General features: G+C 72.3%; 16 protein-coding genes and 1 pseudogene. 7 read left to right on the top strand and 10 right to left on the bottom strand.

The features are described 5' to 3' along the window. A pseudogene (locus ABD324_RS09400) lies at nt 1-396 on the top strand (alpha/beta hydrolase); the annotation flags it as partial. Nucleotides 397-439: 43 nt separating this feature from the next. Here the strand turns inward: ABD324_RS09400 and ABD324_RS09395 are convergent. Further along, complete coding sequence (locus ABD324_RS09395; RefSeq protein ID WP_344414607.1) at nt 440-1,258, bottom strand: hypothetical protein; 819 nt, start codon at nt 1,256-1,258, stop codon at nt 440-442. Between the two features lie 93 nt (nt 1,259-1,351). Between ABD324_RS09395 and ABD324_RS09390 the strand changes: the two genes are divergently transcribed. Together ABD324_RS09390 and ABD324_RS09385 are read left to right on the top strand one after the other, a co-directional pair. Further along, nucleotides 1,352-2,203: a helix-turn-helix domain-containing protein gene (locus ABD324_RS09390; protein ID WP_344414605.1), complete on the top strand. Its 852-nt coding sequence runs from the start codon at nt 1,352-1,354 to the stop codon at nt 2,201-2,203. Nucleotides 2,204-2,247: 44 nt separating this feature from the next. Then, nucleotides 2,248-2,655 carry an SRPBCC family protein gene (locus ABD324_RS09385; RefSeq protein ID WP_344414604.1) on the top strand — a complete coding sequence of 136 codons (408 nt, stop codon included), beginning with the start codon at nt 2,248-2,250 and terminating at the stop codon, nt 2,653-2,655. Here ABD324_RS09385 and ABD324_RS09380 read toward each other — a convergent pair. From ABD324_RS09380 to ABD324_RS09360, 5 genes are all read right to left on the bottom strand, one after another. After that, complete coding sequence (locus tag ABD324_RS09380) at nt 2,652-3,833, bottom strand: FAD-dependent monooxygenase (protein ID WP_344414602.1); 1,182 nt, start codon at nt 3,831-3,833, stop codon at nt 2,652-2,654. The two genes, ABD324_RS09385 and ABD324_RS09380, sit on opposite strands and share 4 nt — an antisense overlap. Nucleotides 3,834-3,905: 72 nt before the next feature. Beyond that, entirely contained in the window at nt 3,906-4,394 is a 489-nt protein-coding gene (locus ABD324_RS09375) for a pyridoxamine 5'-phosphate oxidase family protein (RefSeq protein WP_344414600.1), read from the bottom strand. A 79-nt stretch (nt 4,395-4,473) separates the two neighbouring features. Beyond that, the gene (locus ABD324_RS09370) at nt 4,474-5,028 is read right to left on the bottom strand and encodes a dihydrofolate reductase family protein (protein ID WP_344414598.1); all 555 of its coding nucleotides are present in this window, start codon (nt 5,026-5,028) and stop codon (nt 4,474-4,476) included. Nucleotides 5,029-5,084: 56 nt separating this feature from the next. Beyond that, the gene (locus ABD324_RS09365) at nt 5,085-5,816 is read right to left on the bottom strand and encodes an AraC family transcriptional regulator (RefSeq protein ID WP_344414596.1); all 732 of its coding nucleotides are present in this window, start codon (nt 5,814-5,816) and stop codon (nt 5,085-5,087) included. After that, complete coding sequence (locus ABD324_RS09360) at nt 5,813-6,364, bottom strand: hypothetical protein (RefSeq protein ID WP_344414594.1); 552 nt, start codon at nt 6,362-6,364, stop codon at nt 5,813-5,815. Before ABD324_RS09360 ends, ABD324_RS09365 begins: the two co-directional genes overlap by 4 nt. Nucleotides 6,365-6,554: 190 nt before the next feature. On the opposite strand from ABD324_RS09360, the gene ABD324_RS09355 reads away from it, so the two are divergent. Further along, complete coding sequence (locus ABD324_RS09355; RefSeq protein ID WP_344414592.1) at nt 6,555-7,121, top strand: hypothetical protein; 567 nt, start codon at nt 6,555-6,557, stop codon at nt 7,119-7,121. A gap of 107 nt (nt 7,122-7,228) precedes the next feature. Here ABD324_RS09355 and ABD324_RS09350 read toward each other — a convergent pair whose 3' ends face one another. Genes ABD324_RS09350 through ABD324_RS09335 form a run of 4 tightly spaced genes read right to left on the bottom strand, consistent with a single transcriptional unit; the run spans nt 7,229 to nt 8,968 of the window. Continuing rightward, entirely contained in the window at nt 7,229-7,900 is a 672-nt protein-coding gene (locus ABD324_RS09350; RefSeq protein ID WP_344414590.1) for an alpha-ketoglutarate-dependent dioxygenase AlkB family protein, read from the bottom strand. Next, entirely contained in the window at nt 7,897-8,394 is a 498-nt protein-coding gene (locus ABD324_RS09345; RefSeq protein ID WP_344414588.1) for a hypothetical protein, read from the bottom strand. Before ABD324_RS09345 ends, ABD324_RS09350 begins: the two co-directional genes overlap by 4 nt. Next, nucleotides 8,391-8,654 carry an Ada metal-binding domain-containing protein gene (locus tag ABD324_RS09340; protein WP_344414586.1) on the bottom strand — a complete coding sequence of 88 codons (264 nt, stop codon included), beginning with the start codon at nt 8,652-8,654 and terminating at the stop codon, nt 8,391-8,393. Before ABD324_RS09340 ends, ABD324_RS09345 begins: the two co-directional genes overlap by 4 nt. Continuing rightward, nucleotides 8,651-8,968 carry a hypothetical protein gene (locus tag ABD324_RS09335; protein ID WP_344414584.1) on the bottom strand — a complete coding sequence of 106 codons (318 nt, stop codon included), beginning with the start codon at nt 8,966-8,968 and terminating at the stop codon, nt 8,651-8,653. Before ABD324_RS09335 ends, ABD324_RS09340 begins: the two co-directional genes overlap by 4 nt. Before the next feature lie 168 nt (nt 8,969-9,136). On the opposite strand from ABD324_RS09335, the gene ABD324_RS09330 reads away from it, so the two are divergent. Genes ABD324_RS09330 through ABD324_RS09320 form a run of 3 tightly spaced genes read left to right on the top strand, consistent with a single transcriptional unit; the run spans nt 9,137 to nt 10,798 of the window. Beyond that, a complete protein-coding gene (locus tag ABD324_RS09330) occupies nt 9,137-9,646 on the top strand; it encodes a methylated-DNA--[protein]-cysteine S-methyltransferase (protein ID WP_344414582.1) in 510 nt (169 codons plus the stop codon). Nucleotides 9,647-9,695: 49 nt separating this feature from the next. Further along, a complete protein-coding gene (locus ABD324_RS09325) occupies nt 9,696-10,184 on the top strand; it encodes an RNA polymerase sigma factor (RefSeq protein WP_344414579.1) in 489 nt (162 codons plus the stop codon). Further along, complete coding sequence (locus ABD324_RS09320) at nt 10,181-10,798, top strand: methylated-DNA--[protein]-cysteine S-methyltransferase (RefSeq protein ID WP_344414577.1); 618 nt, start codon at nt 10,181-10,183, stop codon at nt 10,796-10,798. The genes ABD324_RS09325 and ABD324_RS09320 overlap by 4 nt, the downstream gene beginning before the upstream one ends. Nucleotides 10,799-11,756 lie beyond the last annotated feature (958 nt).

Below are 11,756 nucleotides of genomic sequence, written 5' to 3'. Positions count from 1 at the left end.
CGCGGCGGGGCGACGGCCGAGCTGCCGATCTTCCCTGCCGACGAGGAGCAGGCCCGCGCCGGCGGGCAGCACGTGTACGACGGCTGGGAGTACTACTGCACGCCGCGCGGCTTCCACGAGCGCTCGGCGAAGACCCTGACCTGGGAGAGCATCGACCGCATCGTCGCCTTCGACGCGTTCGCGCGCGTCGACTGGGTCGCGCCGCGACCGCTGTTGATGATCGTCGGCACCGAGGCGGTCACCAGGCACATGAGCGTCGAGGCGGTCGAGCGGGCGGGCGGGACGGCCGAGCTCGTGCGGATCCCGGGAGCGACCCATGTGGACCTCTACGACGAGCCCGAGTACGTGGGTCCGGCGATCGACCGGCTGGAGGCCTTCTTCGCCCGGATCCGGTAGACGCGGATCCTCCTCGAGGAGCTCGGTGCGGCTGGTGGCTCCGTCACCGCGCCAGGTCTCGTGCCCAGGTCGTGAGTCGCGCGCCCAGGTCCGGGCGGTCCGCCAGGAGCGTCGCGTAGACCGCGGCGAACTCCTGGTAGAGGGGGACGGCGGCGGCGCCCAGCAGCGCCTCGGCCCGTTCGGGCTCGCCGTCGTCCCACTTCTCGCGCCAGCCGAGTGCGGCCCGGATCAGGTCGGCCTTCGGGCCCGGCCCGGTGGTGTCGAGGTAGTGCCGGCCCGCGGTCTCGTTCGTCGCGATCTCGTCGGGGTGGGTCGCGGTGTGGAGGAAGCGCACGGGGAACAGGGCGACCTTCGACGCCTTGCGGGGGCCGCCGGCGGCTGTGGTCGCGGGGTCGCGGATCTCGCCGACGCGGTCCGGGCGGCCGAGGATCTCGACGGCGAAGACGGCGGCCCCGGCGAGGAGGTCGCGGTGGGCCGGGGGTTCGACGAGGTGCGCGGTGGGTTCGCCCCACGCGAGGTGGCCGTGGCGGTGGAGGTCGAGGCGGTCCAGGGCGGGGAAGCGGCCGATCCCGGTCTCGCCGTTGATGCCGGGGACGTCGCCCCAGAACATCGACAGGCGGTCGCTCAGCGGCATGCCCGTCGCCCGGATCCGGGCGGTGATCGTCGTGACCGTGTCGCCGTCCGCCTCCGTGGCCGGGCCGTGCAGGACCAGCGCCACGTCGACGTCGCTGACCAGGGGCGCGAAACCGCCGTGCGCGAGGCTGCCGAGGACGTACGCCGACCTCAGGTGGTCGCCGAACTCCTCGCGTGCGGCCTCGACGGCGGCCTCGGCCACGCGCCGACCCACGTTCTCCTCGGCCACGATCTCTCCTCACGTCCGTCGAGAGAGACTAGAGATCGACAACGACGGGACGGAGCCCAGGAGTCCTCGACCCGCCCCGCTACCGTCCGCGGGATGGAGTTCGAGTTCCACACCCGTCGGCCCGGACCTGCGCTGGAGCCGTTCGTGGAAGCGGTGTGGTTCGCGCGCGGACAGATCACCTACCGGCGGGAGCGGATCGCGCCGACGGGCTCGACGGTCGCGGTGATCGTGCTCGGCTCCCCCATCCTGCAGGTCCCCCGCAACGGGGCGGGCGAGCCGCTGCTCGCCACCGAGGGGTGGCTGGCCGGGCCGCACGAGGGCCCGGTGATCAACTCGCCCACGGCGGAGACGCTCGCCGTCGGCGTGGTCTCGACGCCGGTGGGGTGCCGGGCGGTGTTCGGCGTGGACCCGGCGCCGCTGCGAGGGCGGGTGGTGGAGCTGGCGCGATGCTGGCCCGCGGCGACCGCGTTGCGGGCGGCGCTGTCGGCCCGGCTGTCGGGGTCGGCGCCGGTCGGACCCGAGGGCGCCCTCGCGCTGGTCGAGGCCGCGCTGCTCGCGACGCTGCAGCCGGAGGTGACGGGCTGGCGGCGGTGCGCCGCGGCCGTCGAGGCCCTCGAGGCCGACCCCCGCCGGCCGGTCGCCGCGATCGCCGCCGAGCTCGGCGTGAGCCACGCGCACCTCGATCGCGAGTTCGAGCGGGTGGTCGGTCTGGCCCCGAAGGAGCTCGGCCGCATCCTGCGGCTGCGCCGACTGCTCAACGGGCTCGACGTCCACGGCGACGTCCGGTGGAGCGCGGTCGCGGCCGAATGGGGATGGTTCGACCAGAGCCACTTCATCCGGGACTTCAAGCGCCACACCGGCGTCACGCCCTCCGGGTACGTCCGCGCGCAACGTGCCGCGTTCGCCGTCGGGCAGGCGGCGGGCGGCTTCGTCCCCGAGCTGTGAAATCCGTACAAGCGCTGCGGCGGCCGGGCCGTGAGGCTCTGCGTATGAAGGCGTTCGAGACCGCAGTGCAGATCGACCGGCCCGTCCCGGACGTGTGGCGGGAGCTGACCGACTGGGAGCGCGGGCCACGGTGGATGCCCGGGGTCGAGGCCGTGCGCCGCGACGGCGCGACCCTCACCTTCCGCGCCCGGGGCAAGGAGCGGACCAGCAGGATCGCCGAGGTCGTCGCCGGCTCGTCGGTCACCCTGGTGTCGGTGCAGGGCGGGGTGACCGCGCGCTACACCTACACCCTCGAGCCCTCCGGACGGGGCACCCGCGCCTCGCTGTGCGCCGACGTCGTCACCACGGGGGTGACGACGCTGTTCGGGCCGCTGATCCGGGTCGCGGTGCGGCGAACCGACTCGGTGCAGCCGGCGAGGCTGCGGACGGTGGTGGAGGGCGCGCGGCCCTAAGAGCGCGGTCCCGAGTCCGGAACGCCCTCGTAGTCCGGCAGCTCGATGCCGTTGATCGCGCGGTCGGCCAGCGCCATGATCGCGTCCATGTCGGGCTCCTCCTGCGGCATCTGCCCGAGGATCTGCTGCACGTGCAGGCGGCCGATCTCCTGGTTGGCCTCGACGAACTCGCGCATCCGGGCCTCGTACGTGGCGTACCCCTTCTCCGGGTCCCATCCGGAGGACGCCAGCTCACCGGCCAGCAGGTACGCGCCGACCAGCGCCAGCCCGGTGCCCTGCCCGGACATGGGCGACGAGCTGTACGCGGCGTCACCGATCAGGCCCACGCGTCCGCTCGACCAGCGGTCCATCACGACCTGGGCGACCTGGTCGAGGTAGAAGTCCGGGGTGTCGTCGAGATGCGCGAGGATGGCCTCGGTCTGCCAGCCGAAACCTGCCATCTGCTCGCGCAGCAGGCGCTTCTGGGCGTCGATGTCCCGGTAGTCGACGGCGAAGTCGGCCGCGGGGAACGACAGCATCGCGATCGCCTTGGTGGCGTCCTTGACCGGTCGCAGGCCGGCCGAGCGGCCCTCGGACTGGTGGTCGAGCAGCCAGCGGTCGAGGCCGAACTCGTTGGGCACGGTGTAGAAGGCCAGCACGAGCCCCAGGTGGCGGACGAACTCCTCGCGCTGCCCGAAGACCGTCGTGCGCAGGGCGGAGTGCAGGCCGTCCGCCCCGATCACCAGGTCGAAGCGCCGGCGGTCACCGCCCTCGAAGACGACGTCGACGCCGTCGTCGTCCTGGGTGAGCTCGGCGATCCGGTCACCGAAGAGGTACTCGACGCTGTCGCGGGTGTCGTCGTAGAGCACCTGGGAGAAGTCCCCGCGGAGGATCTCGATGTCCGAGATGTAGCCGTCGCCGCCGTCGTCCTCCGCGCTGTAGGTCTCGAGCACGGTGCCGTCGGCGTCCACGGTGTACGCGCCGGCGGTGTCGGTGCAGGCCGCGCGGACCTGCGCATCCAGGCCCATCCGCCGGATGACCTCCTTGGCCACCCCGCGGGCGTCGACCGCCTGGCCGCCGGGACGCAGCTCGGGGGCGCGCTCCACCACGGTCACCTCGGCGCCCCGCCGGTGGAGCCAGTGGGCCAGCGCGGGCCCCGCGATGCTCGCTCCCGCCACCAAGACCTTGGTTCCGCTCACCGTGGTGCCTCCTTCGTCGAACCCGTCGAGCCGTCGAGGGGGAGACGGTTCCGAGGCGCCAAAGTAATCGGGTCAGGTGGCGGCCCTCTCGGCGAGGTCCCGGAGGAAGCCCGGCATCCGGCCGGCGCCGAAGTCGTGGAAGCGGGCCCACTCCGGGACGATCGCGATCCGGGCCATCCGCTCGTACATCGCACGGCAGTTCCGCTCGAACTCCGCGGCCGCCTCGGCCCCCATCGACTTCCGGGCCGCGGCGACGTACTCGGGCACCAGGCCGTCGACGATCCGGATGTCGGCGTGGCCCCGGATCGACAGCGACTGCGCCGACTGCGGTGTGCCGCCGCCGTCGACGGCCAACGCGACCTCCGGGCGGGCGAGCAGGGCAGCGACCTTCGGGGCCGTGTCCGCGGTGGAGACCACGAACTCCGTGCCGGTCCAGAAGTAGCCGACGGGCACGACCCGCGGGGTGCCGTTGCGGCCGGTGTAGGCGAGATGGGCCGCGGACGTGGCGTCCAGCAGCGCGTGGGCGTCGGCGATCTCGGTCAGGACGTCCTGTCGCTCCATGGCGGTGCTCCTTCCTCCGCGCGGCCCCTGCGGCCGCGGTTCGTCCGGGAGACGGAGCCGGCCGCGGATTCTCGACACGTCAGGAGAGATCCGGGGTGAGACCGTAGACGTGGACGACGGCCCCGGTGGCGAAGACCCGGGTGTCGCGCAGCTCCACCGTGCCGGCGCTGGCGGGCCGGAACAACGGCTCGCCACCACCCTTCACGACGGGTGCGGTGCAGATCCGGTACTCGTCGAGCAGGCCTGCCGCGGCGAGCGCGTCGGTCAGCCTGCCGGTGCCCCAGACGAGGATGTCGCCGCCGTCGGCCTGCTTCAGGCGGCTGACCTCTTCGATCAGGTCGGAGCCGGGGACGACGACGGTCGGGTCCCACGCCGCGGGGTCGACCGGCCGGGACGCGACGACGTACTTGGTGATCGCGTTGACGTGGTCGGCGAAGGGATTGCCGCCGCGGGTGGGCCAGGCCTGCGCCATGCCCTCGTAGGTGACGCGGCCGAGCAGCAGTGCGTCGGCGGTGAGCGTCGTCGCGAGGAGGTACTGCTGGAGCTCCTCGTCCGCGTACCGGAGCGACCAGTCCTGCGGGGCGTCGATGAAACCGTCGAGGGTGGCGTGGGTGAACGTCATGATCTTTCGCACGACCGGGAGCCAAGCACTCGCCGGGCGGTCCGTCTTGTACCGAACCGAAGGCGGCGTCACCACGCCAGGAACGGGACGCCGGACCTCAGCTCGGCGGGGGTGTGCCCGGTCGCCCAGCGCATCGCGCGGGCGAGCTGCGGCTGGTCGTAGTAGCCGGCGGCGGCCACGACGTCGGCGATCGGCGAGCCCGCGGTGAGCAACCGCGCGGCCCGCCGGGCCCGCTCGATACTGACGAGCGTGCGGTGCGAGATCCCGACGGCCCGGCGGAACCGGGCCTGCGCGACCCGGTCGGACATGCCGCGCGGGCGTTCGCCGTGCCGGATCTCGTCGACGACGGGATCGAGGACGAGCAGGCCGGCGCGGGCCAGGCGCTCGACGAAGACGTCGACGTTCTGCTCGGTCGGCATCTCCCAGTCCTGGTCACCGAGCAGGATCCGGTGGCCCGGCACCGTGGGCAGCACGGCGTCGTGGAGGTCGGTGAGCCCGGACGGCGGGTGCAGCACTACCGACGCCCCGAGCCGGAACTCGACGCCGAAGAACTCGCTGCCGGCCGGGCAGGTCAGCGAGGTCCCCGCCGTCTCCGGCCCGCGGAGGTGCACCGCCACCCCGCCACCGGCCCTGGTCACCACGATCATGGAGGTGGGTTTGGCCGCCGAGGTGAAGCCGGTGGCCCGGTCGCAGGTCGCCGACCACACCCGCCTCACGAGCGGGAGCTCGCCGGGGAGGTCGTCGATGACCAGGCCCGAGGGACCGGTCCCGGGCCCGGCGGCCTCGCGGTCCGGACTCATCCTCGCGTCGCGTCGACGACGTGCCCGTCGTGGACGAGCAGCCGGATGCGGTTGGGGTCCAGGCTGGACTCGAGGCCGTACGGGTCGCCCAGGTGGTGGAACTCGACCTCGAAGCCCTCGGATCGGTACAGCTCGGCCACCTCCTCCGTCGCGCGACCGGCAGCGTCGTCGGGCGCGAGCGTCGGGACCGGCCAGTCGTCGCGGGGCTCCGTCGTGTGCGGCAGCCGCTCCGACAGGTCGACCGGGCCGTTGCCCGTCACGGCCACGGCGCTCCCGTGGTGGGCGTAGAGGCGCCGGACGACGTCCGTGGACGAGTCGGCGACGTGGATCACGACCGTCGCGGTGGCCGGGTCGATCCAGAGCCCGGCCGCTCGGACACCGAGCTCCTGGAAACGGGAGTGGGCACGGAGCACCTCGTCGTGGATGGCCTTCAGCTCTCGTAGCGACCGCGGGCTCTCGGCGAACACCACCTCGACGTCCTCCGCTCGGGCGGCCTCGAGCAGCGCCACGAGGCCGCCCGTCCCGGCGCACCGCGGGATCGACCACATGGACCGTCACGTGTCCCGATCCGGCGGCGGTCAGGCCCGTGAAGCGGTCCGGCTCCTGCTCGGTCAGGTCGCGGAGCGCGTTGACCACCGTGAGCTGGGCTGCCTGCCGCCGCCAGAACTCCGGTCCGGGATCGGTCACGGCCCCCACCCTCGCAGCACTCCGGCGGGGAGGACAGCGGATTCGGCGCCGGTGCGGCGGACCCCGGGGAGGTGGCCGCCGCGCGGGCATCAGCGTGCCGGGTCCCCCGGCGGGGTCATCGAGTCCGCCGACGGCAGGCTCGCCACCGACGACGTCGCGGGCGCCCGCCGCGCCCTCCTCGCCGCCGCCGGGCTCGCTGCCCAGCCCCTGCCTCGCCGGTCCGAGGGCCGCCGCGCGAACCGCTCCGCGCAGGTCGGCGCCTTCCGGGCCGCGGTGCCGCTGCTGCAGGCCGACGTCGAGATGCTCGGCGCGTCCGGCTACCGCTTCGGGACGACCGGGGCGGCCTGCGTCGCAGTCGTCCTCCCCCGGGGGTGGCCTGCCGAGGCCGGCTATTCGCGGTTCGGCGCCGCGGCCCTCGCCAACGGCCTCGACTGCCTGGTCGGCACCGACGCGGACGTGCCTCGGGACGGGCGGATCGTCGTCCTGAAGCGTGGGGCGGACGGGCGGCTCGTCGCGTGGCGTTCCGGCACGGGCCACACCGTCTACCCCCAGCTCCACACCATCGACGCCGCCATGCGGGACATCGCCGGACAGGTCGGGCGGCTCCGGCCGAGGTGAAGCCAGGATGGACCTGTCCCTGGCATGGTGGGGAGTCACGGAATGCCGCAGCGTCGGTCTCCGGTGAGCGCGCGTTGGCATGCACAACGCCTCGGCTCGGTGACGTGTCACGAGGCTTCGTCGAAGCCGGAGACGCGCAGGGTGATGTTGAGCCGTCCCCCGTGGAGCCCGATGTCCGGGACCTCACCGGTGTCCGGCAGCACGCGGGGTACGCCGTGGTAGGCGAGGCGGCTCCGGTCGCCGAACACCAGCAGGTCGCCGGAGCGCAGCTCGACGTCGGTCCAGGGGCGGCCGCGGTGCTCGGTGTTGCCGAGCCGGAACACACACGTCGCTCCGAGGGACACCGAGACGACCGGGTCCGGCGCGCGCTCGTCGCTGTCGCGGTGCATGCCCAGCCGGGCGTCGTCGGTGTAGTGGTTGACGAGAGCGATGTCGGGGGCGTAGTCGAGACCGCGGGCGGGGTCGCCGTAGGCGTCGGCGACAGCCTCGCGCCCGAGGTCACCCAGCCACGGCGGGAACGCGGTGACGGGGGACCCGTCCTGGTCGTCGCGGGTGCGTGAGTAGCGGTAGGGGATCCAGTGCCAACCCAGGCACACGGTCCGCACGCTCATCCGGGCACCGCCCGGCAGGGTGGCGGCGCGGATCCCCGGGCCCTGGGCCGCCCAGTCGCGGCAGCGCTGCACGAGGAAGCGCTGTTGTCGCAGATCGAGCCATCCGCGCACGTGCACGGCGCCGGGTGCCAGCTCGCGGCGCCCGCGCGGGATCAGCTCCAGGGTCATGCCTTCGCCCCCGCCGGGCCGTCGCCCGTGGAACGCAACCACTGGCCGTCGTGCGACCAGGTGCGCCCGTCGTGGGTCACCCCGGAGAGCCCGGCGACCGCGGCACGGCCGGCCAGCCGCGGCAACGTCGGGTCGTCGAGACCCGGGAAGGCGACGGTGCGGTCGGCGCGCCACGAGGCGGTGGCGGCCAGTCGTGGACCGATGCCCGCCCACCCGGCTGGGGTGTCGGCGACCACCCAGAGGTCGGCGCCGGCGGCGAGCCGCTCCGCCGGGCGCAGCCAGGAGGCAGCGGACGGCGGCCAGGACACGACCGCGCCGATCAGCCCGCCGCGCGCGGCCCAGGCGTCGACGAACGCCCGGGCCCGCCGGACGCTGGTCCGGTCCCGGCCGTGGCCGACGTTGACCACCCCGCCCTCCAGCCGGCCGAGGAGCCGCAGCACGGCGTCGAGCTCGACGAGGCCTTCGGTCGTGCCCGGTTCAGCGGTGGGGTTCATCGGTGGACCTGTTCCTTCCAGGCGGCGTAGCGGACAGGGAGGCAGACCGCGCAGGGTCGGTAGCCGGCCACGATGGCGGTGGCCTCGTCGGCGAAGAAGACCCGGTGGCGCACGTAGTGGCCGCGGGCGATCGCCCGGGCGGCGGACGGGCAGTCCAGTCGCCCGTACAACCGCAGGCGACGGTGCCCGCCCAGCGTTCCCGGCGTCCGCGTGCGGTGGGGGCGACCGCGGGAGTCGAGCAGGATGTAGGTCCGGCTCATGCGAACCGCCGGGACCCGGTCGAGGTCGACCGTTCCGTGGATCGAGCGTGCGTGACCTTGTAGCTGACCCAGAGGGCCAGCATCGTCGCGCTCACCACCAGATTGAACCCGTAGAGCGCCCATGCCGGCCCGATGGGGAGACTCAGGACGTAGACGGCATAGAAGAGGTTGCCGACGTTGCTGAGGATCAGATTTCCTCCGCTGTAGGAGGAGAGGTCGCGGGTACGCAACGCCTTGACGATCATCGGCATGGTCGACACCGCGAACATCGCGGTCGACAGTGCTCCCGCGAGGACGGCGACACTACTCGCCATGACGAGTCTCCTGAGGATTCCGCGAAACGTTCACGTGTCGTAGACGGCGCAGGCCACTCCGGCGTGAGACGGCCCCGGCTGTGGGTCGGCTCGACGGGAGCTCGCACCGGACCTCACGTTCCGCGTGCCCCGAGCGTCTTCCGGTCAGAGCGAACGAAGGAGACCAGGATGAACACCCGGCACACAGTCGTCGACACCAGCCTCGGGCCGATCACCGTGGTCGCCACGCGGGAGGCGATCACCGGCCTGTACTTCCGGAGTCACGTCCGTCGACCGGCGCAGGACACGTTCGGTCCCGAAGTGCTCGCGCCGACCGACGCGCTCCTGAACCGCGCCGCCGAGCAGCTGACGGCCTACCTCGCCGGCGATCGCGCCGAATTCGACCTTCCCCTGTCGCTCGAGGGCGACACGTTCCAGCGTGCCGTCTGGGATTGCGTGGCGAGCATTCCGCACGGCGAGACGACCACCTACGGCCGCATCGCCGAGCAGCTCGGCGACCGGTCGCTGGCATACCGGGTCGGCCAGGCAGTGGGAGCGAACCCGCTGTGCATCATCGTTCCCTGCCATCGCGTCGTGGGCGCCAAGGGCGCCCTGACCGGCTACGCGGGCGGGCTGAGGCGGAAGCAGACGTTGCTGGAGCTGGAGTCTGCCGAGGTCAGCGCGGCGCGGCTGTTCTGAGCGTGGATCTCACGCAGACGACCATGACGACGTCTCCACCGGGAGGGACATGAAGCAGCCGCTCGAGAAGGTGGTCGCGCAGCACGGCCCGACCGTGCTGCGCGTGTGCCGGGTGGTTCTCGGCCCGCACGACGCGGAGGACGCCTGGTCGGAGACCTTTATCGCCGCGATGCGCGCCTACCCCGACCTACCCGAGACGGCCAATGTGGAGGCCTGGCTCGTGACGATCGCGCACCGCAAGGCGATCGACGTCGTCCGGGCCGCGAAGCGCAAGCCGGTCCCGGTGGAGGAGACGCCGGACTCGCACACAACGCTCGGGATACCGGACTCCGAAGACCCCGATCTGTGGGCAGCAGTGGGCCGGCTCCCGACCAAACAACGCCAGGTCGTCGCCTATCACTATGTGGCAGGACTCGCGTACGCCGACATCGCACAGATCGTCGGCGGCACCACCGATGCCGCACGGAGAGCGGCCGCTGACGGCCTGAAGAGTCTCCGAAGGAACTATCCGGGAGCGATCGAGAAAGGAGCATCATGAACGACATCCGACACGGTGACGACGTAGCCGCCCTGCTGTCGACGCCGGTGGAGGCCGACGTCCTTCGGCGACTCCACCGCCGACTGGAGCGGGAGGCGGAGGAGGCCGGCATCGTCGATGTCGCCTACACCACCATCGACTCTCCCCTCGGGAAGCTGCTCCTTGCGGCAACTCCGAAGGGCATCGTCAGGCTCGCGTACGCGAGCGAGGACCACGACACGGTGCTCGAGAAACTGAGCGAGAGACTCAGCCCGCGCATCCTCCGCGCCCCCCAGAGGTTGGCGGTGGTCGCACGCGAGATCGACGAGTACTTCGCCAAGCAGCGGCGGACCTTCGACGTGACGCTGGACCTCTCGCTCTCGCGAGGTTTCCGCCAGCTCGTGCAGAGCCACCTTCCCGAGATCGAGTACGGACAGACCCGCAGCTACCGCGATGTCGCCGAGCTGGTCGGCAACCCGAAGGCCGTCCGTGCCGTGGGTACCGCCTGCGCCACCAACCCGCTGCCGATCATCGTTCCCTGCCACCGCGTGCTCCGCACCGACGGCAGTCTCGGCGGCTACATCGGTGGGCCCGAAGCCAAGACCACCCTCCTGGCCCTGGAGGCTGCAGCATGAAGTCGGCAACGGTCTGCGACAGGCCTGTGGAGCCGACTCGCGAGTGGTCCGCAGCGCCGGTACCTCACGGCATTCGGGCGATCGGATCCGGGGACGCTCGGCTGCACGACGCCGCCTGACCACCGTGACGACATACGTCCTTCTCGGAGCCGACGGCCGCACCTCAGTCCTGCCCAGGCATGGAGCCGGAGGTCGGGATCGAACCGACGACCTACCGCTTACAAGGCGAGTCGTGGACCGCCACTAGGCTGTCTACCTGCCGATATGTTGCCGGAGCCGATGGACTAGCTGCCTGAGATGGAGATCTTGCCTTCAGTTCGCACCACGTTTGATCCCACGGCCAGGTGCGACGGACCCGCGGCACGTGGTGCGTGCCGAACCACCGAGGGCGCTGGTAGCGGCCTCCCCCAGGCAGTCGATGGCCCTCTGATGCGCGAGGCCATGATCGGCAGCAGCCCGGGCTCGCGCCGGCGTCGACCAGTCCGTCAGCGCACCATCGCGGGATTCTCCAAGCTTGTCGGCAGGGGCCAAAGCGCACTCCGGCGCCTGGACGCACCCCGGGTGCGAACCGATGCAAGCGGCTCGTCCATCGCCTCGCGGCGAGCCGCAATCGGCTACTCGTAACGCTCCACCGACAACAACACAGCCCTAGCACTACGATGAGCACCCACGAACGCCGGCTGCGCACCAGGACTCCTGCACCCGCTGAAGGGCCGCCGCCAAGCCCGCACGGAATTGTCTAGACGATAGAACCTCACCCCGAGCCGGGGCCCGCCCTTGCCGTGAAACGCCGCGATGGAACGCGCCGCATGGCCGAGGGCGCATACACAGTGATCCAGAGATAGCTGAGCCGTCCACGACGACAGCCGGACATCTCGAGCAGGGTCTTCCTGAGGCCAGCAACGAGACTGTCGGCCCGGTCGACACGCTCCGGACGCGCAGGACTAGGTTCCCGGCA

The sequence above is a fragment of the Pseudonocardia ailaonensis genome (genome assembly GCF_039531635.1).
GTDB lineage: Bacteria > Actinomycetota > Actinomycetes > Mycobacteriales > Pseudonocardiaceae > Pseudonocardia > Pseudonocardia ailaonensis.
Note: the sequence above shows the minus strand (reverse complement) of the source record. Positions and strands in the feature narration are given on the sequence as shown.

Bases quoted from the DNA above. Each gene is read 5' to 3' on its own strand.
- ABD324_RS09390 (WP_344414605.1), top strand. From the start codon at position 1,352: ATGGAGTTCGAGTTCCACACCCGTCGGCCCGGACCTGCGCTGGAGCCG.
- ABD324_RS09385 (WP_344414604.1), top strand. From the start codon at position 2,248: ATGAAGGCGTTCGAGACCGCAGTGCAGATCGACCGGCCCGTCCCGGAC.
- ABD324_RS09375 (WP_344414600.1), bottom strand. From the start codon at position 4,394: ATGGAGCGACAGGACGTCCTGACCGAGATCGCCGACGCCCACGCGCTG.
- ABD324_RS09365 (WP_344414596.1), bottom strand. From the start codon at position 5,816: ATGAGTCCGGACCGCGAGGCCGCCGGGCCCGGGACCGGTCCCTCGGGC.
- ABD324_RS09360 (WP_344414594.1), bottom strand. From the start codon at position 6,364: ATGTGGTCGATCCCGCGGTGCGCCGGGACGGGCGGCCTCGTGGCGCTG.
- ABD324_RS09350 (WP_344414590.1), bottom strand. From the start codon at position 7,900: ATGACCCTGGAGCTGATCCCGCGCGGGCGCCGCGAGCTGGCACCCGGC.
- ABD324_RS09345 (WP_344414588.1), bottom strand. From the start codon at position 8,394: ATGAACCCCACCGCTGAACCGGGCACGACCGAAGGCCTCGTCGAGCTC.
- ABD324_RS09340 (WP_344414586.1), bottom strand. From the start codon at position 8,654: ATGAGCCGGACCTACATCCTGCTCGACTCCCGCGGTCGCCCCCACCGC.
- ABD324_RS09335 (WP_344414584.1), bottom strand. From the start codon at position 8,968: ATGGCGAGTAGTGTCGCCGTCCTCGCGGGAGCACTGTCGACCGCGATG.
- ABD324_RS09330 (WP_344414582.1), top strand. From the start codon at position 9,137: ATGAACACCCGGCACACAGTCGTCGACACCAGCCTCGGGCCGATCACC.
- ABD324_RS09325 (WP_344414579.1), top strand. From the start codon at position 9,696: ATGAAGCAGCCGCTCGAGAAGGTGGTCGCGCAGCACGGCCCGACCGTG.
- ABD324_RS09320 (WP_344414577.1), top strand. From the start codon at position 10,181: ATGAACGACATCCGACACGGTGACGACGTAGCCGCCCTGCTGTCGACG.